This window comes from Glaciecola sp. G7-5, assembly GCF_055808975.1.
The window spans coordinates 4743704-4769752 of record NZ_CM147892.1 but is presented as its reverse complement, the minus strand read 5'-3'; the positions used below and the strand labels follow the sequence as shown (position 1 = coordinate 4769752).

Here is a 26049-nt window from a genome sequence, read left to right as displayed (position 1 = left end):
TTGATTCTTCGTTCTTTTGTACGCCTGAGCTTCCCATGCCGCTGTGTTGTGTGTATCTATCGTTGTTCCCCATCACCCTTGTTCATAGTGAACGCTTTCGCAGTCTAGGCGTAAATAAAGTTGGCAAACTGCCCAAAAGTGTTTTATATCAGGTGCTACTTGAGCGTAACTACTTTACCCGTGCCCAATGCCCCTTAAGTTCTTCAGCTCTCATCTTAGCAGCACCTTTAGATGGCATATGATCATTTACCCATATCATCAAAATCGTAGTCAATATCTTGATACACATTGGCACAATAACTATTAAAGCCAGCACAAACCCGAACAACGGCCCACAGCACGTTGGGTGCTCTAATGCTTTGAAAGGCATAGCTGTTATATATTTACCAGACAAAACAGTGTTCGCTGCCAATTTACAAACGCCCAATCACACCATCATTGTTTGCATGGAGGAAAACTACCAGAAATTTATTCTTAAAATAGGTGCGGAATGTCGGATAAACTATACTAAGGCGTAGACTTGCTTGCTGCCACAATAATACATTGTTTTTCAATAACACGGTATAAGATGAACGTTTGTTTTCTGGCATAAGTCATATATGATTAAGCTATGCTAATTTTGTAGAAAAGACATGCGCAAAGCTTTTATTATTGTTATTCAAATTATTATTCTGTTTCTATTTTTACGCTCTGAATTTGCTCAGCATTTTTTTGGTGGCGTTGCGACTTCTGTTGTGAGCTGGTATGAAGATATTGTGGATGTCCCTGAGCGGAGTAAAATAATCGCATTACGCGATAAGTTTATGCGCAATAATATGTCGTTAAAACCTCATCAAGTAGATTACGTAATTGAAATTACTGACTCAGCCGAAGAAATAGATCGTTTTTACCGCCTATATTGTATAAATAAAGACAAAAACCCATACATTTATGGCAAAAACCTTACGAAACTTTGTAGTGATATGCAAAGTTCGGAACTTTTGACGATTAGTAAACACTAAAATATAGATAAGATTGGCTTGAATTGAGTGCGTTTGTGGAGTTTCTATCTTGGAGCGCATGGCGTTTTTGGTCTCGATTTACAGATAATGCTGGAGGACAAGTAATTATGAATAAATTATCTCAAGGCATGTCGCTATGCTTAGGTTTATTGTTGTGCGCGCCACTTAGTGCAAACGAAAATGACGTTAAGGATAATGGTGAAAAGAGTAATAGTACGCGTGACGATATTTACATTAGCGACAACAAGTTAGAACGTGTATCGGTAAAATGGATAGATCCGAAATCCTTTACCGATGTTCGTGCAGCGGATTTTTCAAGCGAAAGGTTTCGCAAACGCGTGTTTTCTCAACTTGAACAGCACTTAGACAAATTAGCGAAAGAATTGCCCGCAGGTCAGCGTTTAGTGCTATCAGTAACCAATGTCGATTTGGCTGGTACATTAGAGCCTGCTTCATTCATCGGTTTACGCAATAGTTTTAACGAGGTACGGGTAATGCGCAATAACGATATTCCACGTTTAAGCTTTAGCTACCGTTTACTTGATACAGATGGGGCTGTTTTGCAAAGCGAAGACGTGGTTTTACGAGATATGAATTATTTACGCCGCTCAACTATCTCGTTTCGCGATAAACCTTTTGAGTATGAAAAGATGATGCTGAGTAATTGGTTCAAAAAGACTATGCTTGATACTAAAGCATAGTTTTCTATAAAAAATTTAAATATATTAAAAGGCTATAAATAACTGTTATTTATAGCCTTTTTTATGTCTCGCTATCAAACCCCAAACAAACACAAAAAATAAGTACTAGACCGCCAAAAACTTGTCACATAAGATTAATACTCAACCTGTACTCTAGTGCAGGTGTATGAATTCTAATAATAAAACGGACAGACCATGACCTATACTAAAATCCTACCATTGTTGATGGCCTCGAGTATTGGCTACCAAGCCCATGCCGGTGTATTCTTCTCCGAATATATTGAAGGCTCTGGAAACAACAAAGCACTAGAAATTTACAATTCGGGCGACGATAGTGTGAGCCTAAACGACTATGTAGTTGAACTATACCGAAATGGCGGCACGAGTGTTGACGTCACGGTTAGTTTCCCTGAGTACACGCTTCAAGCCGCCAGCACCTATGTGATTGGCAATCAGCATCCCGATACCGCTGCGGGAATTACGAGCGTTTCAAACATACTCGCAAATATAAATTTTAATGGTGACGACACACTTATTTTGCGAAATAGTAATGGGGATGTTGTAGACGTCATCGGGAAACTCGGCGAAGACCCAGGAAGTAGGTGGTCACAAAACGGTGTTTCTACTTCAAACGCGAGTATCCGCCGTAAATCTTCTATTACTACGGGGGATCAAAATCCTAGTGATGACTTTGACCCTTCGATTGAATGGGAAGCTTTTGCGCAAGATACTTTTGATGGCTTAGGAGCACATACAACCGACGCTACACCGCCTATTGATCCTCCGGTAGAGCCGCCAACACCGCCTGGTGATGGCGAATTAATAGCCCCTTGTTTTAACTGTCCTGATTTAAGTCCGGTTGCAGATCCTAGTACTTTTGATGCTGCTACTTTCTACAGCAATATCTACAGTGCTGTGGCCGACTTGCCAACTGATGCAACAGATGCAGATATTGCTGAGATAAAGGCACTTATTAATGATGCGACACAGGCAAATCATGTACGCTTGACTTACTCACAAGTATGGAGTGCGTTGACCGCAACAGACGAAGACCCTAATGATCCAGATAACATTATACTGATTTATAAGGGTACACCACTTGCTAAATTTAGTAATGGCAGCGGCTCTCAAAGCGGTGATGATGACAATTGGAATCGTGAGCATAGCTGGCCTAGCAGTCGTGGCTTTGGTGGTGATTTTGAGATGGCCTTTACCGACATTCACCATTTGCGCCCCTCAGATAAATCGATTAACGCAACACGCGGCAATTTAGATTTTGACAACAGTGATGCTCCTCTTGCTGAAGCGCCAGAGTCAGGCACGCGGGTAGACGGCGATTCATTTGAGCCTCGCGATGCGGTTAAAGGTGATATCGCAAGAATGATGATGTATATGGATACTCGTTATGAGGGCGAGTCAGGCGAAGATACACCTGATTTAGTCTTAGATAATGTGGTGGGCGCCGCTCGTCCAACCGGCCTAGGTAAATTATGTACTTTATTAGCTTGGAGCGAGGCCGACCCTGTAGATGATGCAGAACGCTTGCGCCATGACAAAATTTATCAGTATCAAGGTAATCGAAACCCTTATGTTGATAACCCTCAATGGATTGATTTGATCTACCCTGCTGATACTTGTGATGAAGCGGTTGATCCTATTGACCCGCCTACGGATCCTATCGATCCCCCAAGTACTAGCAATTCACCCTTAATATTAACAACTGTGTTTGATGCTACATTGTCAGGTGGCGTACCAAAAGGGATTGAATTGTACGTAGCACAAGATATTCCTGATTTATCAATATGTGGTGTAGGTAGTGCCAATAATGGCAACGGCAGTGATGGTGAAGAGTTTACTTTCCCAGCGGTTGCGGCAAGTGCGGGTAGCTTTATCACCATCGGTACTAACGAGATAAGTTTTGTGACATATTTTGGTGCACCTCCTACTTATACCAGTAATGCCGTTTCTATAAATGGCGACGATGCGATTGAAGTTTTCTGTAATGGCGAAGTTGTCGACCTTTACGGTGATATAGATGTAGATGGTAATGGCGAAGTTTGGGAGTATCTCGATAGTTATGCGAAGCGCGTAAACAATACTAATGCCAGCGCAACCTTTGTCGTAGAAAATTGGATATTTGCCGGCAAAGACGAGCTTGAGGGCAAAACCACGGGTGAGGAAATCGGTTTAGGCAGCTATGAGTACACGCCTCCGGAGCTATTTATTTCTGAATACGTTGAAGGCGGAGGCTTTAATAAAGTACTAGAAATTGTGAATATAACAGGCCGTACTGTCGATTTAAGTAATTACTCTGTTCTTGGATATCAAAATGGCAACACAACAACGGGTTATAGTATTACTCTGGAAGGTTCTTTAGCAAATGAAAGTGTGTTTGTATTAGCCCACCCAGACGCTAATTTACCTGTGATAACTGCAATGACACAACTAAGCGGTAGCCTGCAATTTAATGGCGATGATGCCGTCGTACTAATGAAAGGTAGCGAGGTAATTGATGCTATCGGACAAATTGGTGATAGACCCTCATCGGGCTGGGGAACTGACCCAACTAATACCAAAGACAATACAATACGCCGTAAACTAAGCATAACTACTGGAGATACTGATCCTAATGATGTCTTTGACCCTGCCATTCAATGGGACGGCTTTGCCAAAGACGATTTAAGTGATGTTGGCTTATATGCTGGCCTTGACAGCGGGACTGACCCAGATCCGGTAGACGTTGAACTTGGACTGTGTGCAGACCCAGCAACCTTAATGCATGAGGTGCAAGGGAGTGGTGATGCAACACCACTGTTAGGTGACCAAGTTGTTGTAGAGGGTGTAGTCACCTTGCTAGCTGAGCCTCTTGGTGGCTTCTTTATACAAGAAGAAGACTTTGATGCTGACGCTGATGCAAACACTTCAGAAGGCTTGTTCGTTTACTTAGACGATATGCCAATGCCCGTGTTAAGCGAAGGTGAAGTAGTAAGAGTACGTGGTATTGCAGGAGAAGCTTTTGGTAAAACTCAAATTGTGGCAGACGCCTTTAGCCCAGTATGTGGCAACGCGGCGATGCCTAGTGCTAGCGTGTTAACATTGCCACTTGATGAGCAGAGTAATTTAGAAGCGCTAGAGAACATGCTGATAACTAACCTTGAAGATCTGATTGTGGCAGGTACTGCAAATTATGATCGCTTAGGCGAAGCTGTTGTATCAAGCTCACGCTTATTTGTGCCTACGCATTTGCATTTGCCTGGTTCACCGGAAGCAATTGCATTGGCCGCTGAAAATGCGAACAATCAGTTTATTTTAGATGATGGGCTAAATGGTGTTTATGCAAGCATTCCTGATACCTTCGGTGAGCTTTCTACAAGCAATAGTTTACGTGTGGGTAGCATCGTGACCAATTCACAATATGTTATGGACTACGCTTTCAATAACTACCGTTTACGCCCTGTTGGTAATATCAATTATATTTTAGCTGAACGCCCAGCCCCACCTTCTATTGAAGGCAATGTGAAGGTTGCCAGCTACAATGTGCTTAACTTATTTAATGGTGACGGTGCTGAAGGTGGTTTCCCAACTAGCCGCGGTGCTGAAACCTTCAAGGAATATGAAGAGCAACGTGAAAAAATAGTTGAAACCATAGTGCAGCTTGACGCTAGTGTTATTGGCTTAATGGAAATTGAAAACGACGGCTACGGCCCTGACAGTTCGATTGCCCAATTGGTTGATGCAGTAAACGCAGCCTATGGCGAACAAGCATATGCATTTGTAGATGCAGGCGAACCTGAAGAGGGACAAGATGAGATTTCAGTAGGTATGTTGTACAACACCAACGTGGTCTCTTTGGCTGGTGAATTACATATACTTAATGCCGAAAACTCTATCGCCGATGACGATGGTCCGTTGTTTGATACTAACCGCAATCGTCCTTCGTTTGCGCAAAAATTCATCGTCAATCAGACCGGTGATACATTTGTTGTTAACGTTAACCACTTCAAGTCTAAGGGCAGTAGTTGTGGTGCAGGTGATGATGACACCGTGAATGGCCAAGGGAACTGTAATTTAACCCGAACCCGTGCGGCGCAAGCCTTGCAGGTATTCCTTGCTACTACCTTTGCCGACGAAGCGATAATGATAGTAGGTGACCTTAACGCTTACGCGCAAGAAGACCCAATTATCGCGCTAAACGGTGCCGGTTATGTTGACCTTGCTAGAGCTGAACATGGTCCAACGGCGTATAGCTATACCTTTAACAATGAGTTTGGCACCTTAGATTATGTGTTAGCGAATGCAAAAGCGCAGGCACTAGTCACAGGTGTTGCTGAATGGCATATAAACTCAGATGAGCCAAGAGTATTTGAATACCCTGATAACTTCTTCCGTACAACAACAGCAAAACCATTAAGTTATGCTGATCGCACAGAATATCGTTCATCAGACCATGATCCGATAATTGTTGGATTAACTTTTGAAGAACCTGGTTTACAAGGTGATGCAAATGGTAACGGCATACTCGATTATGAAGATTACTTCATCATTATGCGTGCGACCCAAGTACCGCTTGAAGATTCAGAGGAAATTAATCCTCTTTATGACTTGAATAACGACGGACAAGTGGACAGAAGTGACCTAACTGTGTGGCGCGCTCTATATCGCGCCGCGCGACTAGCGGGCGCACCGGCTGGAAATTCTGGCATAAGTAGAAGCCGGGTTGCTATTTCTGCTGAAGCTATTGCTCAGAAATCTCAAGCTAGAATCACGCCATCGAAAAAATCAACTCTGCGCTAAACTTGCTTAGTTGTTGACCAAAATAAAAGCCGGTCTGTTTTAAAGCAGACCGGCTTTTTTATAAATTTCTCCAATAGGCCAAAAGTCACTATTAATAAAACAACCTTTGGCACATTCAAGATTCGCCGCATACCGCTATTCTAAACCTGTCAACTCAATCAACAGGATGAATACAATGAAAACGCTTAATACACTAATCAGCGCAGCAATAATTACTTCTACTCTTATGAGCACAGCAATCGCAGGGGAACTAGACGTTACCTTTACTGACATTGAGAAAACGGAAGGTAATTTGCTTGTCGCACTGTACAACTCACAAGAAAATTACAATGGCCAAGGCGGTCCGGTACAAACCGCTTTTGTTCCCGCAGATGCCAAAAGTGTCTCGTATACCTTTACTAACTTAGAAAGTGGAACCTACGCGATAAAGCTTTTTCATGATGTAAACAGTAACGGCAAGTTAGATACAAATATGTTTGGCATACCAAAAGAAGGTTATGGCTTTAGCAACAACGTGGGCAGATTTGGTGAACCCGCTTTTAGCGATGCCGCTTTTGAACTACAAAATGCCGCTAAGATTGAAATTATTGTACGTTAGTGTCGTCGTTTTAGTACTCGCTATCAATTCTAAATAAGCATTTCACAAAGCCAAGCCCCGTCTTTAAGGGGCATAGGAGCCACCATATGAATGTAACAAACTCAGTAACTCAAGCCACCAGCGTCGCTAGACGTGATTTTATCAAAAAGAGCGCATGCTCGCTGGGCGCTATTGGCGTAAGCGCTTCGTTATTGGGAGCCGGGCAGAGTTTGGCAAATGGAACTGCAAGCACCGACTATGATTGGAAGCTTGGGTGGCGTTCGGTTGATAACGACGCTTATTCACCACTATTGATGAATCTAGACGGAAAAATCCCAGAGGCGCTCAGCGGTAGTTACTTTAGAAATGGACCGGCTAAATTTGAACGAGACAATATTCGCTATCATCACTGGTTTGATGGTGACGGCATGATACAAAAATTTGAGATAAAAAATGGTAGCGTGAGCCACAGTGGTCAATTTATCCAAACGAGCAAATATAAACAAGAAGAACAGGCGAAGAAATTTTTATATAATAGCACCGGCACCACTTTTTCAGACGGTTTATATGGTCGCAATAATGACAGTATTAATACCGCCAATACGGCTTTACAAGATTGGGACGGCGAGCTTTTAGCCTTGTGGGAAGGAGGCTCTGCCTATAGCGTTGAGCCAAATACTTTAGCAACCAAAGGGGTAAAAACATGGCATGAAGATTTTGCAAACATGCCGTTTTCAGCGCACCCCCTAATTGATACTAAAGGTAATATGTGGAATTGTGGTTTTGCTCCCTATGCAGGTAAAAGCGGCAAAATTATCATTTATCATATTGTGCCTAAAACCGGCCTGAATAAACATCACGTTATTGACATGCCATTTAGAGCTTATATGCATGATTTTGCACAAACCGAAAAGTCGCTCATATTTATTCTACCGCCCCATACTTTTAGCAATAGTGCAGGCAAAAATTTCATCGAAAAGTTTCAGTGGCAGCCGCATTTAGGAAGTCGAATGTTGGTCGTTGATAAAAATGATTTAAGTACGCAAAAATGGTTCGAACTTCCCGCTGGCTTTGTTTTTCATTTTGGCCATGCGACAGAGCAAAATGGCAATATACAAGTAAACATGTGTTGGTATGAAAATGCTGACTTAATGAGCCAAGGAATGGCGGATTTAATGCATTCGGGTAAACAGGATAAGCCTGAGCAAGCCTTTGCAGCAACGGTGGTTGCGAACATACACACCGGCAAAGCGATGTTGGTAAAAAGTCAGACTAGTCTTGAATTCCCGGGGTTTGACGAAAACTCCGTAACCCAAAATAGTACGATCTTTGGGGTGAGCCAAAGCACGAAGTTAAGCGCTCATGCTGACACCGTCATGGCGTTTAAGCCTTATGAAGGAGAAGTAGATTATTTTCGCTACCCTAAGGGCGTCATGGTTGAAGAACCTTTACTGATTAGCGCAGCGCAATTGCCGGGGCTAAAAAGCAATCACCCAGGCTATATTTTGCAAACGTTTTTAGATGTGGGTACGCGTAAACAGACGGGTGTAAATGTGTTTGAAGCAAACAATTTAAGGGCCGGACCAATCGCTCAAGCGACTATGGATAGAACAATTCCACTGGGCTTTCATGGGACCTACATTAAGGCTTAAAAAATAACTTGTACAAACAGTAAAACCAGCATATATTCGCGCAAAATTAACACAGTGTTTTACTTTGCTTAAGGACTTTGATGCACGTTTCGTCGAACAATATTTGGGATGCTTCGTTAAGTACTGAAAAGGTCTTATGTTCCAAACTCGCGGACTTTTCTTACCAAGATATTAGTATTCATTACGCTAGTGTTTTGTCATTTTGTAAAGCTTATTTAAAGGATGAAGCCGACGCCCAAGAAGTTTGCCAAGACGTAATGCTAAATGCGTTCACGCACATTGATTCATTTGAACATAGGTCGAGTTTGAAAACATGGCTGCTAAAAATTGCATTTAATCTGTGCACGAACGTTTATCGCAAACAACAAAAAACAAACGCAAAACTCTCTTCATATTTTGATGAAGTGCTTAGCTGTCATGAGGCCATCGTTATCATGGATGTACTCTCGGAAGATGCACTTTTTGATCTTGATTGTATTGACGATATCCGTGCCCGATTGAGCCTAAAGCTAGCAAATTGCAGCGTAAAGTTATCGCAGCTTCAGCAATGTATTCTTACTTATCGTTTAATTGAAGATTTGTCTTTTTTAGAAATCGCAAAAACGCTAGGCCTAAAAGAGAGCAAGGTTAAAATGAGCTACTATAGAGCAATTGCAAAGCTCAATGCAGTGTACTTGCACTGAATTGAGCTAGTGAATTTGGTATGCTTGACACGCTATTGTTTACGATAATAAAAAAATACTACCAAGGCCTAGAAAGGCAACAAAGCCAACAATATCAGTTACCGTAGTCAATATAACTGAGCCTGATAAGGCTGGGTCAATTTTGAGCTTCGACAATAGCACCGGCAGCAACACACCTGTAATGGCGGCTGAAATTATATTGAGTAATATCGCGATGCCAATAACAGCACCTAATAGGCTGCTGTCAAACCACAGATAGGCGATACCACCCACAACAAATGCCCAAATAAAGCCATTCAAAATACCAACTTTTATTTCTTTGTCCAAAAGTGCTTTGCGGTTACTTTTTGTTACTTGGCCTAAGGCTAAGCCGCGTACAATTAGGGTTAAGGTTTGACTACCTGCAATGCCCCCCATGCTTGCAACTACTGGCATAAGTACCGCAAGGGCTACGACTTCTTGCAATGTTGCTTCAAACAAACCAATAAACCACGATGCCAAAAAGGCGGTCATTAAGTTTATTCCTAGCCATATTGCGCGTTTTCTTGCACTTTTAGGGACAGAGGAAAATAAATCCTCGTCTTCATCCATACCTGCCGATGACATCACTTGGCGTTCATAGTCCTCATTGACAAGTTCGCATGCAGTGACAATATCAACCCTACCTAATAACTTATTATTATCATCTACAACCGGCAAAGAAATATAGCCACTGCTTTGCACTTCCCGCGCTGCTTGCACGGCATCTTGCTCAGCTTTCACGACGGCGATAGATTCTTCAGATAAGTCGACTAAGGGTAAATGTTCGGGGGCGCCAAACAAGCTACTCAATTTTACCGCTGCCGAGAATTGGCCTGCCCGGTTCAGTAGAAATATGCACTCAGTGGTTTCGGGCAATTCCCTGCGTAATACACGTAAACCATCCCTTACTTTCGCATTGATAGGTAAAACGAGCAGTTCATGGTTTAGCCAATGTCCTATTTGCGCATCTTTGTATTGGCTCGCGTCTTGGAAAAATTGACGCTGTTGTTTACCCATGGCGGCCAAGGCCATATCGAGAACGTCGTTAGGTAAGGTGTCTGATATCTCAAGGAGTTGTTCTGCATCTACATTTTGAAAAATGACTTCCCATTCTTCTTTGGGAGTCGAGGCGATAACGGTTTCACGCGGGTCGCCACGCATTTCAACAAGCACGTCGAGCTTTTTGGCGTTAGGAATTTGTTGCCAGCTATTTAAACGCGGCTCTAAGGGTACAGATTCAAGTAATAATGCGAGGTTTTCTGCGTCTGTTGCGGCTATTGTATTTGCCAAATTGATGTCTTCTGAAAGATCATCCGATGCAACAATCTCCTCAATTAAATCGGGAAGGTATTCTGCCATATATACTCGCTGATAAGTTTGACCTGATGTTACATATAGTAGTTGGTTTAACGGTCATGTAATAGCCTAAGTAACAGAAAACGAGAAAATAATTAGCCCCTGTCAGCGAAGCTCTTTTTTCTTTCCTATTTGCGAAGTCAAGAATCTTTAGAATCACACGCAAAAACGCAGGCTTTTATCGGATTTACTAAGCTTTTGAGGAGATACTCGCCTTCGCGAGCATGACGATTGGCGTAAAACGCTTAAGCGAACTCTGGGTTTTTATAAACACTAAATTGGTTAGAACCCTTCTTTTTAGCCGCAAAAACCGCTTTGTCGGCATATAGGGTGAGACTTTTGTAGTTTAGTTTGTCGATATCATCGTTCTCTTGTGCCACCACAATACCAATTGATGTCTTTATGCCGAGCTTAAGATGTTGAATACTGCGTGCTTGGCTTAGACTCTTAATAATGCGTTTTGCTAATGCCACGGCGTCGCTTTCATTGGTTTTTGGTAACAATAGGCCAAATTCGTCTCCGCCTAAGCGGCCAAACGTATCTGTATCTCGAATACAATCACTCACGATATTAACAAACATTCGCAAATAATCATCGCCTATGTCATGTCCGTACATGTCATTAATATTTTTAAATTTGTCTAAATCAAAATACATAAAAGATAGACTCTCACCAACACGCTTTACCCTAGCAATAGCTTGTTTAACGCGGTCAGTAAAGAGATAGCGATTTGTTGCGCCAGTTAGGGCGTCATAATGCGCCAATTTTTTTAAGCGCATATCTTTACGAAAATCACGCCTAAGTGTGAGTAACAAATATTCGAGTATTTGCGGAGTGACAGCAGTAACCGGAAAGGCATCAATCGTCAAGTTAGCATAGCCGCTTACATCAAAACTATTGAAGGACTCAGACAAAATTAAAATGGGGCAGGGCAGATCTTTGGCAGAATAATGTTTTGACAACTGTCTGCGCAGGGGTAAAAACTGATCTTGACTAACAATAATAAAGGCTGAATAAAACCCCGTGTCTTCAATGCCTAGGTCAATAGCTTTTTCATAGCAAAAAACTGACGCTACTCTTTTTGATATTTTTAGCGTTGAGGTAAGCCATTCACTTTCTTTATTATTTTCATTTATTAGAAAGATTTTCATTTGTGTCCTTGCGATTTACTTAATACTTTTATTAGTACTTAAGTAGTAAAACACGGCGTAATTCAAGCATATAACCCCACGACCTGTCAATATTTGTACAGATATTGTTTAAAAAAAGAGCGGATAAATAAGTTTCATCGCTTTAAAATAATGCTGAGTTTGCTTTATTAAATAAGAAAAATTATTTTTTCACAAAATTGTGACTTTGTTTGCCTCTTATTTGTCTATTCGGTACAGGCAAAAAGCTTATTATTATATTAAGGATCCGTAAGCCAATGGCAAAAACCCTAGTCGTTAGCGACTACACAGAACAACTTAGTGCATTACACGCAGAAGTTATCAGTTTTGAAGATTATCTAGCGCATTATCCTAAAAAAAATGAGCCACAGACACGCGTAATAAATCTATGTGACACACAAAAATATTTGAGTGAAGGCTACTATTGTTCTTTGTTAGCTGAGGCTCGCAATCACAGGGTATTACCAAGCGTTCGAACGATCAATGATTTAGCCTTTTTAAAAGGGGAATCAGCGCAGCAAATTAGTTTGTTGAAGAAGCATTGCAAGGCTATTGAAAAAGACACAGACGGTGAGTTTTATGTGTTTTTTGGAGAAACCGTAAAAAGTCAATTTAGTAAAATTGGAGCGTATTTATTCCAACAGTTTGCCATGCCCATTTTACATGTGAAACTGCAACAAGTGGACGCACAATTTACCGCGCATGTTGTCAGTGCTGATGCAAGTGTCCTTAGCCCCGAAGAATTCGAGGCATTCTATGCGCAACTTGATCTTTTTACCAAGCAGATTTGGCGTACCCGCAGCAATCATAAAAAAGCACGCTGGGATATGGCGATTTTGGTCAACCCTGATGAAAAAACAGCGCCCAGTGATCAAAAAGCGTTAAAACACTTTGTTAGTGCTGCCAGTAAAGTCGGCATCAAAGCTCAACTTGTGACGCGCAAAGAACTCACGATGTTAAGCCAGTATGACGCGCTTTTTATACGCGAAACAACAGAAATAAAAAATCATACCTACGAGCTGGCGTGCAAGGCTGAAAAAGAAGGTTTGGTGGTAATTGACGACCCAACTTCAATATTGCGTTGTTGCAATAAAGTATTCTTGCATGATGCTTTTAGCTACCACAAAGTGCCTTCGCCACGTACGCGATTTATACAGCAAAGTAATGCGACGATTATCAATGAGCTAAGCCAAGAATTTGGTTTCCCTATGGTCTTGAAACTACCCGAAAGCGCATTTTCACTCGGCGTGTATAAAGTCAATGATGAGCTTGAGTTGGCGGCGAAACTTGAGCAGATGCTAAATGCTTCGGCATTGGTGTTGGTGCAAGAGTTTCTGTACACCGAATATGATTGGCGAATTGGCGTGCTAAACGGACGGGTTCTTTATGCTTGTCGCTATTACATGGCGCGTAATCATTGGCAAATATACAACCATGGCAATAGCAGTGAATCTGGCGATTTTGACACCTTGCCAACCTTTGAAGTGCCAAAGCATGTTATAGATGCCGCGACTAGCGCTTGTAAATTCATTGGTAATGGATTGTATGGCGTTGATATTAAACAAGCAGGTGATAAAACCTACGTTATTGAAGTTAACGACAATCCAAGTATAGAGAGCGACGTTGAAGACAAGTATTTAGGCAAAGCACTGTATGAGCAAATCATGCAGGTGTTTGTTGAGCGCTTAGAACAACGTGGTAAAGCATTGTCATGAACACCCGTGCACATATCGCTTCCGATACGATTGTTTACCGACAAGCACAAATGAGTGACAAACAAGCATTATTGCACATTGAAAACACTTGTTTTGCTAATGACCGTTTGTCGGCTAGGCAAATGGTGTATTGGCTCAAAGCGAAACATAAAGTATTACTCTTAGCGCAACAAGGTAGCGAAGTGATTGCCTATGGCTTGGCTATTATGCGCAAAGGAACTAGCTTGGCCCGTTTATATTCTTTGGGTGTGTTACCAACGGCACGCGGCCTTGGCGTGGCTAAAGCATTGATTACCCAATTAGAGGAAGCCTGTGTGGCCAAGAATAAGTTATTTTTGCGCCTCGAAGTGTCTACTACTAACCACAATGCTATTGCCTTGTATCGAAGTATGGGCTACCGAGATTTTGGCTTTTATTCTGCTTACTATGAAGACAATAGCGATGCGCTGCGAATGCAAAAACCTATTTTACAAAGTGCGTTATTAGATATGGCGAATAATAGTGTAGCAGGTGCAAAACAAAACAAGCATAAAACAATGAAGTCAGATGTTAATGCTAAAAATATGCGCGCCTATCCTTATTTTCAACAAACGACTGATTTTACATGTGGGCCAGCGGCGTTGTTAATGGCTATGGCTAATCAAGAAGAGACTGTGGAACTTAGTCAGCAAGCAGAGCTTGATATATGGCGTAGCGCAACCACCATTTTTATGACATCTGGGCATGGTGGAACACATCCCCTAGGCTTGGCCTTGGCAGCAGAAACTTACGGTTTCAAACCACAAGTGTTTATAAACCAGCCAATACCCTTATTTTTAGCCAGTGTTAGAAGCGAGCAAAAGAAAAGTATATTAGCTTTTGTTGAGCACGGTTTTTTACAACAGGCTAAGCAAAAGAATATCGAGTTACGCTACGAGGAGTTTAACGTTTCCCACATTAAAGAGGCGTTAATTAGTGGGGACAGCGTTTTGTGTCTAATTAGTAGCTATCAATTTGATGGCTTCAAAGGGCCGCACTGGGTTAGCGTGACGCACATCGACGACGATTTCTTATACATACATGACCCCGAGCCAACTGAGCATGTTATTGAACGCCAGCATGTACCGGTCAGTTTAGATAAATTTGAGCGTTATACCCGTTATGGGAAAGCCCGTTTGCGCACCGCGATTATATTGCGCAAATAATATTAAGCATGCTTTTTGCGAGACATAATTATGAGTACTAATACCCCAATGGATAATCCAGTCATACAAAGTATCGAGCTGGCAGTAAAAACACCTAAAGGCTCACAAGACGGCGCCGGTGAAGTAAAAAAGCGCTCTATCCATGTGCAATTACTAGGTAAGCATATTGATTTGAGTTTGGTGAGCAAGACACTATCCCATCAATTTTTTTGCCAACCATATAAAGATGCATTGTTTATCGATTTACCCCGTGGTAACGCATTTCTGTTTGACTACGGTGTTGTTGTATTTTGGTCAGTTATTGAGTCAAAAAGACAGTCGCTTATTGCGCAGATTAGCAAGCACATTAGTCAAGTTTCGGCCGTTCAAGGAATATTTGATATTCACTATGCGCTTGATACCAATAGCGCATTCTTGGTCCGTGATGATCTTATTCATATTGCTAATACCGATGTTCATACTTTATTAAGTATCAGCCATGCACTTGCACAATCAAGCAAGCTTGAGCATTTCGAATCGGTGGCGCAAAGCACGATTAATGAGCATTCAGGACTGACCGATAGTTTGGCAACAAAAGGTAAAATACCCCTGTCGAGAAAAGCATTGTCAATTGAGAGGGGAAAGCTGTTTAAAACCAAATCTGACATCTTATTGCACTTTAACTTGCTTGATACGCCCGAATATTTTTGGCAATACCCTGAGCAAGAAAGTTTATATGCGAAAATGAGTACTTATTTGGAGCTTAAACCTCGCGTAAACCTTTTGAATTTAAAACTAACGACCATTAATGAACTGCTAGATATGCTCGCTACAGAGCAACATCACAAGTATGCAGCGTCGCTCGAATGGATTATTATCATTCTGATTGCCGTTGATATTTTAGTTTACTTTATAGGCGATTAAGTACATTTTCGAAAAACCAAAATTACTTCTATCACAGCTAATCAGTGCACAGCTTGCTGCACTGATTTTAAAATGGGCTCTACTTCACTCAATGCTTACAGTATGATAGCTAAAAAATAACCGCATCTTGTCAGATGTTTTGACGCGAGGACTGACTATGAATCATACGCTTACTTTAAGTAAAGTGGACTACAACGACCAAACTCACCTTGAACACTTGTTCTCCTTGTTGCAAATGTATGCGAAGGACCCTATGGGCGGTGGCGAAGCAATTTCAGAAAATGTACTTGATTCACTTCCTGAGGCCCTCGCTTCAAGGCCCTACATGCATTCTTTTTAGTTTACAAAGACGGTGTTGCGGTAGCCTTCGCAAATTGTATAGAGAGCTTTTCGACTTTTTCAGGCAAAGGGGTGATGAATATTCATGACTTTGCAGTAAGCCCTGAAGTGCGCGGACAAGATGTTAGTCAATTTTTGTTAAAAGGAATTCAAGAGGTGGCGCTCATGCTTGGTTGCACCAAGTTGACCCTTGAAGTGCTTGAAGGCAATAAGTCGGCAATTAGAGCTTATGAAAAATCAGGTTTTAGTGCATATCAGTTGAATCCAGAACTCGGTGACGCTATGTTTTGGCAAAAGTACATAGGCTAGTTCTGAAGGCTAAACTCCGCAGTCTACACAATATGATGATCAGGTAATAAACTCGTTTTTTTCACTACGCCATAAGCAAAGCTGGTATCGATAGAGGCGATATTGCCTATGGAATGCAAACTATGGCGTACAAAATCTTCATAATCATGTAAATCTTTAACGACCACTTTTAATAAATAGTCTGCACGGCCTGTCATTACAAAACATTCAAGTACTTTTTCTTGTAACTTTATTTGCTTTTCAAAATGCGCGACAACTTCTTTGTTATGTTTATCGAGTTGTACACTGACAAAGACCGTTACGGGTAATCCAAAGGCTTCGTTGTCTACCTCTAGCGTATAAGATTTTATTATGCCATTTTTTTCCAGTGCTCTTACTCGTCGTAAACAAGGAGATGGAGACAAGTTGACGGTGTCAGCAAGTTCCTGATTAGTCATACGAGCATTCATTTGCAATGCACGAATAATGTTTCTGTCTGTTTTGTCCATAAATTGCTAGTTAAATCGTTATAGTTATAGATACTTCTAAAATATATATTAATTGTGGCATATAAAGCAATAAAATTGCGCATGTATTGGCATATTATCAAGCTGTGTATAATCACTGGTTGAATATAAAATGAAGCAATCCTATCTACAAAGCCAAAGTTCACAAGAGAAGTTACAAACAATTGGTCAGGCAACAAATGACAGCAAAACGCAAGGATTTGCAACCCAAGCCATACACCATGGTTATCATGCCCGCGATCATCAAGGCGCATTAAATCCACCGGTGCATTTTACTTCTACCTATACCTTTGAAAGTGCACAGCATGGTGCTGACTTATTCTCAGGCGAACAAGAAGGGCATTTTTACTCACGTATTTCAAACCCTACTTTAAGTGTGCTTGAAGATAGGCTTGCTTGTTTAGAGCATGCACAAGCGGGTCTTGCAGTCGCCTCAGGTATTGGGGCCATCACTTCAACATTGTGGACATTGCTGGCCGCTGGTGATGAAATCATAGTTGATAAGACCCTATACGGATGCACTTATGCGTTTTTACACAAAGGCTTGAGTAAATTTGGGGTAAAAGTTACCCATCTCGATTTAAGTGATATTGATTCATTGCAAAAGGCAATCAGCACGCAGACTAAAGTTATTTATTATGAGACGCCAGCCAACCCAAACATGCGTTTGATTGACATTGAGGAGGTATCAGCGGTAGCAAAAGCGCACAATGTTATTTCAGTTGTAGATAACACATACGCGACACCACTCATAACCCGTCCTCTTGATTTAGGCGCTGATATTGTCGTGCACTCAGCGACGAAGTATTTAGGTGGCCATGGAGATTTGATTGCTGGAATGGTTGCAGGATCGAAGGCGATGATTGAGAAAATCCGCTTAGAAGGTGTTAAAGATATGACCGGTGCCTGCATGTCGCCATTTACAGCGATGCTCATTTTACGCGGTTTGAAAACGCTAGAACTACGTATGCAGCAACATTCTCGCTCTGCCCAAAAAATAGCTAACTTCCTACAGTCTTGTCCGCAAGTCTCAGCTATTTACTATCCTGGTTTACCTAGTTTTAAGCAGCATGGACTTGCTTGCAAGCAAATGCATATGTTTGGCGGTATGATCGCTTTTGAACTGCATGGTGGCTTAGAAGCCGGTAAACAGCTCATAGACAAACTAAGCTTGATTCAGTGTGCGGTATCTTTAGGTGATGCAGAAAGCTTAATTCAACACCCCGCGAGTATGACTCATAGTACCTATACGCCAGAAGAGAGAGCTGCGCATGGAATTAGCGACAACTTAGTGCGCTTATCAGTAGGGCTAGAATCAGTAGGCGATATTTTAGATGATATAAAGCAGGCGTTTAAAGCGATGGCGATGACCAAAGCACTTCAACAAAGTGCCTAAGCAGGGAAAATATACAAAGGAGTCTTGTTTTTGACTCCTTCGTTTACCGCTTATTGACTATCAATAGTCGAAATCGTCCTCGCCCAAGGCCATTAAATCACTAGCAGAACTCAACAATACCGCTTTGTGGGTGTCTTTGCGTGGTAAAATTCGTTTTATGTAGAAATCACAGGTTTTTGCTTTCCCTGCTTTTATCTTAGGGTTGTTTGAACGTTTTGCAGCGTCAGCCATTTGTAGCCACAATATACCTAAAATAATGTAACCGCTGTAGTGCAAATAATCTGTTGCTGCACCGGCAACGTCGACTGCCTCTTTACTAAGCAATTGGCAAGAGGTCTGATGCCACTCATGCAATAAATGCTGGGCTTGCTCTAGCTGCTTTTTATTTGACATACTATTAATGCGCGCCGACAACATTTCTACTGTCGCATTTAACATCAAGCCACCGTCACGCGTTAGCTTGCGGCCAATTAGATCAATTGCCTGAATACCATTGGTACCTTCATACAATTGTGCTATGCGCGTATCACGCACCAATTGCTCCATACCCCATTCACGAATATAACCGTGACCACCATAAATTTGTACACCAAGGTTGGTGACTTCTGTACCAATATCGGTCATAAACGCTTTACAGATAGGTGTTAAAAACGCCAAGATTTGTTTCGCTTGTTCTTTGCGATGGTCACGGCAGTATTTTTCTACATCCATGTGCTGCGCGTACAATAAAGATAAGGCGCGTAAGCCTTCGCTAAAGGCTTTTTGGGTTAACAGCATTTTGCGTACATCAGGCTGATGTATAATGGCATCCGCTTTAGCATCGGCCTGCTGCGGGCCAAGCGGGCTTCTAGATTGTAAGCGCTCTTTGGCGTAGCTAAGCGCTCCTTGAAAAGACGCCTCGCACGTACCTAAACCTTGCAAACCAACTTGGAAACGAGCGTCGTTCATCATGGTAAACATGCACGCTAATCCTTGGTTTGCTTCACCCACTAACCAACCTGTCGCGCCATCAAAATTCATCACGCAGGTTGGGCTGGCTTTTAATCCCATTTTCTTTTCAATACTGCCCACGCTGAGTTTGTTTGCGTCGGCAGGTTCATTTTGTTCGTTTAGCAAGAATTTAGGCACTAAAAACAAGCTTATACCTTTTACGCCTTTGGGCGCATCAGGGAGCCTTGCGAGTACTAAGTGTATTATATTGCTCGTCCAATCTTGGTCGCCACCTGTTATGAAAATTTTATTTCCGGTAATAGCATAACTTCCGTCATCTTGTGGCTGCGCTTTGGTACTGAGTAAGGATAAATCGCTACCCGCTTGTGGTTCGGTGAGATTCATTGTACCGGTCCACTCACCGCTGATCAGTTTCGCCAAATATTGCTGCTTAAGCTCATCATTTGCGTGCTTGTCTACCGCAAGTACTGCGCTTTCTGTCAACATGGTTGTTAGGCGCCAGCTTAGATTGGCTGAATTTAGCATTTCATGAATCGGCACAGCCGCAGTGTAGGGCAGATCTTGACCATCGTATTCGGGGTTACCCAGCATCGCATTCCAGCCATTGGCGACATATTCTTGGTAAGCGGCTGCGAACCCTTCTGGCGTACTTACTTTTCCGTCTTTAAGTTTGCAGCCTTGTTCGTCGCCTTCTCTATTTAATGGAGCAACGGCTTCTTCAGCAAATTTTGCACCTTGTGCAATGACCTCATTAACGAGTTCTGCATCCATACCCTCTGCACCTACTGCCAAATAGTGGCTGTCGAGGTCGAGCCATTCTTTTAATAAAAACTGAAAATCGGCGATCGGGGCTTTGTATTGATGCATGGCGTATTCCTATTCGTATTGCATGTAGGGTGGTGCTAGTTCACTGCCGCGACGAAGAGCGACTTAGTTGATGTATTATATTGACTAGCTCTGTTTTAAAAACAATCAGGATTGTAGCGTATTATTGCTCATCAGACCAGATGAGTGAAATGCCATTGTAAAACACCTGTACTTTACTTTATTGTTCGTGAACACTTTGCTTTACATCACTGAGGATGTAGGCGTCTCGTACTACATTGAACTGATCGCGCTTGGCCCAGTTGTGAAGGTCGATTTCAAAAGGATTTATAAAAGCGACATATTTTACATCTGAAGGACTCCAACTTGGCGCTTCAAAAGGTGCCTCGCTGCCATCAAAACCCGCATTCATGGTGCAGGCAAACAACCATGTGCCATCGGCTTGGGTTGCGACTACTTGCTGTACTTCCACATTGAATCCGGTGTTTTGCCACATTGCTTGATGTGCTAAACACTGCGCCGACTTTACTAATTTTCCGTTATTTGAAATATCTTTTGCACTAGGCAGGTCGTATAAACCTGACTGTAATTGTGTGACTAATAATTTGTTTGATAGTCTTACCACACACGCACCAGCACCTTGATAGCTTGACGCGTGGTTGGCATTTACGCGACAGCTTGGTTCAGGCATGTCTTGATTCGAACAAGCGAATAAAAACCCGCACAAAAATAAGTATATTGTTAATTTAAATCCATTAATCATAAGTAACGTACTATAATCACACAGTGAGTCGGTACTCTAAATTGCCATTCGGCGTTATACAAGTTTTTAATTAATTATTGGTAGGCCATTCCCTACTAGAAATGAGAGTGTTATGTCAAAAATTGTTAAGTTCTCCCCTTTATTGATTGCGGTGTTAGCACTGGTAGGTTTTCTGATTTTTATTAATTTGCCAAGCGAAGAGTCAGCGGCTTCCGTTGGTGCTAGTGGGGCGACACCGGTGGTCGTGCAGCGAGCGAGTGAAGAAGCGTTTCCGATTGTTGTCGAAGCCTTAGGCACGGCTGTAGCAAACGAATCGGTAAACATCAGTGCCCAGCGCTCACAAACGGTGACCAAAATATTATTTGATGATGGTGATCTAGTCCGCGCTAAACAACCACTCTTAGAGCTTAACAATAGGGCTGAAGAAGCGCGTTTAAATGAGCTCAACATCAATTTGACAGAAGCACGACGACAATTAGAGCGTATTAAGGGGCTCGCTAAAAAAAGTGCTGCATCTGAACAACTCCTCGATGAGCAAGAATCTAGAGTACAAGGCTTGCTAGCTCAGCGAGAAGTCGCCAAAGCCAATCTTGAAGACTTAATCGTATCAGCCCCTTTTAGCGGTCGCTTGGGTGTTCGTCAAGTGAGCGTTGGTAGTTTAGTGCGTCCTGGTGACACAATTACTACCTTGGATGATTTGAGCATTATGAAGATTGACTTTTCAATCTCTGAAAATCATTTTTCAAGTATACAGGATGGGCAGCGTATCTCAGCCACTTCCGTCGCTTACCCTGGGCAAACCTTTGAAGGCAAAATAACCAATATCGATTCTAGAATTGACCCTCGCACTCGTTCTATTCGTGTGCGTGCGCAGATTCCTAACCCTGATTTGAAGCTACGTCCGGGTATGCTGTTGCAAATCAACCTTGAAAAACGAGTATTAAATGCATTGGTTGTTCCCGAGAGCGCAATTGTGCCCGAAGGCGATGAACAGTTTGTTTTTGTGATTAATGGTGACAATAAGGCAAAAAAAACCAAGGTGCTTATTGGAGAGCGTAAACCGGGCTGGGTGCAAATTACCTCGGGTTTAGATGCTGGCGATAAAGTGATTACCCAAGGCACGCTAAGAGTGCGCGATGGTTCGAGCGTTAATGTGCTTGAAGTGAAAGGGGACGAATAATGTTATTGTCAGATGTGTCGGTTAAACGTCCTGTATTTGCCAGCGTTGTTAATTTGTTATTGCTGGTCTTCGGTGTGGTGGCCATTACATTTTTGTCATTGCGAGAATATCCAGATATCGATCCACCCATTGTATCGATAAACACAAGCTATCCTGGCGCGTCAGCTGAGATCATCGAAACGCGCATTACACAATTGCTTGAAGAACGTATTAGCGGTATTGAAGGTATAAAAAATATCTCATCGTCGAGCAGAAATGGACGTTCGGACATTACGATTGAATTTAAACTTAGTCGGGATATCGACGCTGCTTCTAACGATGTGCGTGAGCGGATATCTCGCGCAGCAAACAATTTACCAGATCAAGCATTCCCACCAGAAGTATCGAAATCCAATTCTGACGAAGATACTATTATGTGGTTTAACTTGCGCAGTACCAATTTAAATACGATGGAGCTTACCGATTACGCTGACAGATTTGTTGTTGATAGGTTGTCGGTGGCTGATGGCGTGGCGCGCGTAGTATTAGGCGGTGGCCGTACTTATGCGATGAAGGTGTGGTTAGACAGAAATGCAATGGCAGCGCGTGGAATTACCGTTAGCGATGTTGAGCGTGTTATTCGTAGTGAAAATGTAGAATTGCCGGCCGGTAGGGTAGAGTCTCAAGACCGCGACTTTGACGTTCGTGTTGCAAGAAGCTTCTTATCTCCTGATGATTTTGCTGATTTAACAGTAGCGGCAGGTGTTGATGGTTTCTTGGTGAAATTATCAGATGTGGCGATTGTAGAACTTGCTGCCGAGGATGACGAAACTGATTTTAGAGGCGATGGCGTGAATATGATTGGCTTAGGAATTGTTAAGCAGTCAAAAGCGAACACCCTTGATGTGGCAAACTCTGCCAGAGAAGCAATCAAAAGAATTGAAGCGACTTTACCTGACAATATTTTTATCGTAAATAGCTACGACTCTTCTGTTTTTATTGCTGAGTCGATCAATGAGGTATACAACACCTTAGCTATCGCCATGTTGATGGTAGTGGTGGTGATTTATTTATTTTTAGGCAACATCAGAGCCACCTTAATTCCTGCGCTAACGGTGCCTGTTTCTCTAGTTGCTGCCTTTATTGTCATGTTTGCTTTAGGCTTTTCGATAAATCTGCTGACGCTCTTAGCATTAGTGCTTGCGATTGGTTTGGTGGTCGACGACGCCATTGTGGTATTAGAAAATATTTACCGACGCATCGAAATGGGCGAAGAGCCTATTTTAGCGGCTTATCGCGGTGCAAGAGAAGTCGGCTTTGCGGTTATCGCAACGACGCTAGTGTTAATATCAGTATTTGTACCCTTGGTGTTTTTAGAAGGGAATATTGGGCGCTTGTTTACTGAATTTGCACTTGCGATTGCTGCAGCTGTTGCTTTTTCAAGTTTTACAGCGCTTTCATTATCACCCATGCTAGCCTCAAAAATTCTTAAAAAACGCGAGCGTACGTCTGGGTTTGGCGTGTTCATCGATAAAGGCTTTAAACGGATTGAAAAACGTTATTATCAGTCTCTTGGTGTCACCATGAAACAGCCTTTGCTTATGCTTGTGCTTATATTGGCGAGCATCGCCTTGATTGTTCAATTACAAGATAAAATTCCTGAAGAGTTTGTGCCGCGCGAAGATAGAGGAAACTTCTTTATATTGATGCAAGCACAAGAGGGGGCTAGCTATGAGAGTAACTCTAGCAACTTAGCGAAGCTTGAAGCTCTGTTATTGCCTTACCGCGAGACAGGAGAGGTTGCGCGTGTACTGGTACGTACTCCGGGATTTGGTGGCACGTCGGGAATAGCTATTGTGGGTATGGCGGACTGGGAAAGCCGAGAACGTTCGACATTTGAAGTGATGAATGAAATCAGCGCTAAGCTCTCGCAAGTACCCGACGTAAGAGCATTTGCAATAATGCGCTCGGGAATTGGCGGTCGTGGTTTGGGCCGTCCAGTGCAATTTGTACTGCAAGGCAATACCTACGAAGAACTCGTTCAATGGCGTGATATCTTAATTGAAAAAGCGTCTGAGAATCCTAATCTTCTGCGCATAGATTCAGACTATAAAGAAACCTCACCACAATTATTGGTGGATATAGACAGAGATCGCGCTGCTGATTTGGGAGTTTCCATTTCTGAGATAGGGCGGACATTAGAAACAATGTTAGGCCAACGCCGTGTTTCTACCTTTTTAGATAGAGGTCAGGAATATGAAGTTATCATGGAAGGAAACGAGGCTGACTATAGAAGCCCCAGTAGTATTGACAACATATACGTACGAAGTGATCGCAGCGGCCAGCTTATTCCACTGGATAATTTACTTAACGTGAGTGAACAAGCTACATCAACTACCCTGAATCGCTACAATAGAATGCGTGCGGTGACAATAAGTGCCAATCTTGCTGATGGCTACACTGTAGGGCAGGCATTGACTTTCTTAGAAAACATTGTTGCTACAGAATTACCTGCTGAAGTATCTATAGACTACAAAGGCGAGTCTCAATTGTACCAAGAGTCAGGTTCATCTTTTGTGTTTATTTTTGCCTTAGCGTTAGCTGTTACATTTTTAGTGCTGGCTGCGCAATTTGAGAGCTGGGTGCATCCTTTTGTCATCATGTTGACCGTGCCCCTAGCCTTAGTGGGTGCATATATCGGATTATATTTAACTGGTTTCTCTATCAACATTTATAGCCAAATTGGCTTGGTGATGCTGATAGGATTGGCAGCCAAAAATGGTATCTTGATTGTCGAGTTTGCTAACCAATTAAGAGATACTGGAACCGAGTTTGAGGAAGCGATTAAAAAGGCATCTATGCTGCGCTTACGTCCTATTGTAATGACTGCCTTTACCACTTTGTTTAGCGCACTACCCTTAGTTTTAGCCACAGGCCCTGGAGCAGAATCAAGAGCCGTCATTGGAATGGTTATTTTCGCTGGCGTGCTGTTTAGTGTCTTTATGACCTTGTTTATTGTACCGACTGCTTATGCATACTTAGCACGTAACACTGGTTCTCCTTTGAAACGAACCAAGCAATTAGAGAAATTGTCGGCTGAAACGGAATATAAGAAAGGTGAGACTGAAAATCTTACGGTTTTATAAACAATATCAATAATATACAAAAGGTATATATTTTGAAGTGTCAGCATTTTTTACATTTCATAATATATACCTATATGTTTTTAGTTAAGCTATTGAAATAAAAGAATAAATCACATTGGGCACGCTAATTGCTATCTTGAAATCGAGGATAAAGGAATGACTTGGTACATTTAGTAGTATTATTCTTAATAACTAATTCTAACTAAAAAGGGACCAAACCATGTTGAAGAAACTTCTATGTGGAGCCTCGCTGCTGTGCGCCGCAGGTTTCACTAACGCAGCAACAATAACCTTAACTGACACCGTTGCTGTTGCTACAACTAACTTCCAGCAAACGCTTTCTTTTGCAAAGTTCGATACAATGGGCGGCACACGCGTTCTTGATTCGGTGACTTTCTCTATTGATGGCTCAATCTTTGGCAGTGCCGAAGTTGAAAGTAGAGATGCGTTTCCAACCACGATCACAACAACGCTTGCGGCTAACCTTCTACTTATTGATTCATTAATGAATACATTAGTAGTGACTATTCCAAGTATTACTAACACATTCAGCGCAACCGCTTATGACGGAAGCCTAGATTTTGGTGGTACTTCAGGAATTACCTACTCTGATTTGTCTGCTAATCAATATGAAGAAGCAACATATACTGACGCTGCAACACTAGCAATGTTTACTGGAATGGATATGGCATCGTTTACTTTTGATGCTCAAGCGACAAGTTCGTCAACGGGTGCTGGCAATATTACAAGTGGGTTTAGAAGCACTGCGGGTGGTCTTGTATCGGTGATATATAATTATACTGATATGAGTGTTCCTGTATCTGCACCAACTCATGTTGCTGTTTTAGGCCTTGGCTTGTTAGCCTTTGCAGGTTTGAGAAAAGCTCGTAAGTAAAAAG

Annotated in this window: 20 protein-coding genes; 15 read left to right on the top strand and 5 right to left on the bottom strand. The window is 42.2% G+C overall.

Features of this window, described 5'->3' with window-relative positions; translation table 11 throughout:
• The first annotated feature begins 632 nt into the window (after window positions 1-632).
• The 6 genes from AC0L6H_RS20945 to AC0L6H_RS20920 all read left to right on the top strand — a co-directional run bounded on the left by AC0L6H_RS20945 (window position 633) and on the right by AC0L6H_RS20920 (window position 9408).
• Window positions 633-1001 carry a hypothetical protein gene (locus tag AC0L6H_RS20945; protein ID WP_473391330.1) on the top strand — a complete coding sequence of 123 codons (369 nt, stop codon included), beginning with the start codon at window positions 633-635 and terminating at the stop codon, window positions 999-1001.
• Between the two features lie 107 nt (window positions 1002-1108).
• The gene (locus tag AC0L6H_RS20940) at window positions 1109-1702 is read left to right on the top strand and encodes a DUF3016 domain-containing protein (protein ID WP_473391329.1); all 594 of its coding nucleotides are present in this window, start codon (window positions 1109-1111) and stop codon (window positions 1700-1702) included.
• A 195-nt stretch (window positions 1703-1897) separates the two neighbouring features.
• A complete protein-coding gene (locus tag AC0L6H_RS20935; protein ID WP_473391328.1) occupies window positions 1898-6496 on the top strand; it encodes an ExeM/NucH family extracellular endonuclease in 4599 nt (1532 codons plus the stop codon).
• 175 nt (window positions 6497-6671) lie between these two features.
• The gene (locus tag AC0L6H_RS20930; RefSeq protein WP_473391327.1) at window positions 6672-7094 is read left to right on the top strand and encodes a DUF2141 domain-containing protein; all 423 of its coding nucleotides are present in this window, start codon (window positions 6672-6674) and stop codon (window positions 7092-7094) included.
• Between the two features lie 86 nt (window positions 7095-7180).
• Entirely contained in the window at window positions 7181-8725 is a 1545-nt protein-coding gene (locus AC0L6H_RS20925; protein WP_473391326.1) for a carotenoid oxygenase family protein, read from the top strand.
• 80 nt (window positions 8726-8805) lie between these two features.
• Complete coding sequence (locus AC0L6H_RS20920; RefSeq protein WP_473391324.1) at window positions 8806-9408, top strand: RNA polymerase sigma factor; 603 nt, start codon at window positions 8806-8808, stop codon at window positions 9406-9408.
• A 39-nt stretch (window positions 9409-9447) separates the two neighbouring features.
• Here the strand turns inward: AC0L6H_RS20920 and AC0L6H_RS20915 are convergent, their stop codons facing one another.
• Together AC0L6H_RS20915 and AC0L6H_RS20910 are read right to left on the bottom strand one after the other, a co-directional pair.
• A complete protein-coding gene (locus AC0L6H_RS20915; protein WP_473391323.1) occupies window positions 9448-10788 on the bottom strand; it encodes a magnesium transporter in 1341 nt (446 codons plus the stop codon).
• A 242-nt stretch (window positions 10789-11030) separates the two neighbouring features.
• Window positions 11031-11936, bottom strand: a complete 906-nt coding sequence (locus tag AC0L6H_RS20910) for a GGDEF domain-containing protein (protein ID WP_473391321.1) — start codon at window positions 11934-11936, stop codon at window positions 11031-11033.
• A 275-nt stretch (window positions 11937-12211) separates the two neighbouring features.
• Here AC0L6H_RS20910 and AC0L6H_RS20905 point away from each other — a divergent pair, with 275 nt between their 5' ends.
• The 5 genes from AC0L6H_RS20905 (at window position 12212) to AC0L6H_RS20885 (ending at window position 16404) form a co-directional block, all read left to right on the top strand.
• Window positions 12212-13669, top strand: a complete 1458-nt coding sequence (locus tag AC0L6H_RS20905) for a RimK family protein (protein WP_473391319.1) — start codon at window positions 12212-12214, stop codon at window positions 13667-13669.
• A complete protein-coding gene (locus AC0L6H_RS20900) occupies window positions 13666-14853 on the top strand; it encodes a peptidase C39 family protein (RefSeq protein WP_473391318.1) in 1188 nt (395 codons plus the stop codon). The genes AC0L6H_RS20905 and AC0L6H_RS20900 overlap by 4 nt, the downstream gene beginning before the upstream one ends.
• Window positions 14854-14883: 30 nt before the next feature.
• A complete protein-coding gene (locus tag AC0L6H_RS20895) occupies window positions 14884-15756 on the top strand; it encodes an RMD1 family protein (protein WP_473391317.1) in 873 nt (290 codons plus the stop codon).
• Window positions 15757-15913: 157 nt separating this feature from the next.
• A complete protein-coding gene (locus tag AC0L6H_RS20890; RefSeq protein WP_473391315.1) occupies window positions 15914-16096 on the top strand; it encodes a hypothetical protein in 183 nt (60 codons plus the stop codon).
• Window positions 16097-16134: 38 nt separating this feature from the next.
• Window positions 16135-16404: a GNAT family N-acetyltransferase gene (locus AC0L6H_RS20885; protein WP_473394613.1), complete on the top strand. Its 270-nt coding sequence runs from the start codon at window positions 16135-16137 to the stop codon at window positions 16402-16404.
• Between the two features lie 23 nt (window positions 16405-16427).
• Here AC0L6H_RS20885 and AC0L6H_RS20880 read toward each other — a convergent pair whose 3' ends face one another.
• Window positions 16428-16892 carry an Lrp/AsnC family transcriptional regulator gene (locus AC0L6H_RS20880; protein ID WP_473391313.1) on the bottom strand — a complete coding sequence of 155 codons (465 nt, stop codon included), beginning with the start codon at window positions 16890-16892 and terminating at the stop codon, window positions 16428-16430.
• Between the two features lie 130 nt (window positions 16893-17022).
• Between AC0L6H_RS20880 and AC0L6H_RS20875 the strand changes: the two genes are divergently transcribed.
• Window positions 17023-18306, top strand: a complete 1284-nt coding sequence (locus AC0L6H_RS20875; protein WP_473391312.1) for a methionine gamma-lyase — start codon at window positions 17023-17025, stop codon at window positions 18304-18306.
• A 60-nt stretch (window positions 18307-18366) separates the two neighbouring features.
• Here AC0L6H_RS20875 and AC0L6H_RS20870 read toward each other — a convergent pair whose 3' ends face one another.
• On the bottom strand, window positions 18367-20124 hold the full coding sequence (locus tag AC0L6H_RS20870; protein WP_473391310.1) for an acyl-CoA dehydrogenase family protein: 1758 nt from the start codon (window positions 20122-20124) through the stop codon (window positions 18367-18369).
• A 178-nt stretch (window positions 20125-20302) separates the two neighbouring features.
• The gene (locus tag AC0L6H_RS20865; protein ID WP_473391309.1) at window positions 20303-20773 is read right to left on the bottom strand and encodes a hypothetical protein; all 471 of its coding nucleotides are present in this window, start codon (window positions 20771-20773) and stop codon (window positions 20303-20305) included.
• Between the two features lie 184 nt (window positions 20774-20957).
• Between AC0L6H_RS20865 and AC0L6H_RS20860 the strand changes: the two genes are divergently transcribed.
• From AC0L6H_RS20860 to AC0L6H_RS20850, 3 genes are all read left to right on the top strand, one after another.
• A complete protein-coding gene (locus tag AC0L6H_RS20860; protein WP_473391307.1) occupies window positions 20958-22025 on the top strand; it encodes an efflux RND transporter periplasmic adaptor subunit in 1068 nt (355 codons plus the stop codon).
• Window positions 22025-25150, top strand: coding sequence for an efflux RND transporter permease subunit (locus tag AC0L6H_RS20855; RefSeq protein WP_473391306.1), 3126 nt, complete (start codon window positions 22025-22027; stop codon window positions 25148-25150). The genes AC0L6H_RS20860 and AC0L6H_RS20855 overlap by 1 nt, the downstream gene beginning before the upstream one ends.
• Before the next feature lie 220 nt (window positions 25151-25370).
• Entirely contained in the window at window positions 25371-26045 is a 675-nt protein-coding gene (locus AC0L6H_RS20850; RefSeq protein WP_473391304.1) for a choice-of-anchor E domain-containing protein, read from the top strand.
• Window positions 26046-26049 lie beyond the last annotated feature (4 nt).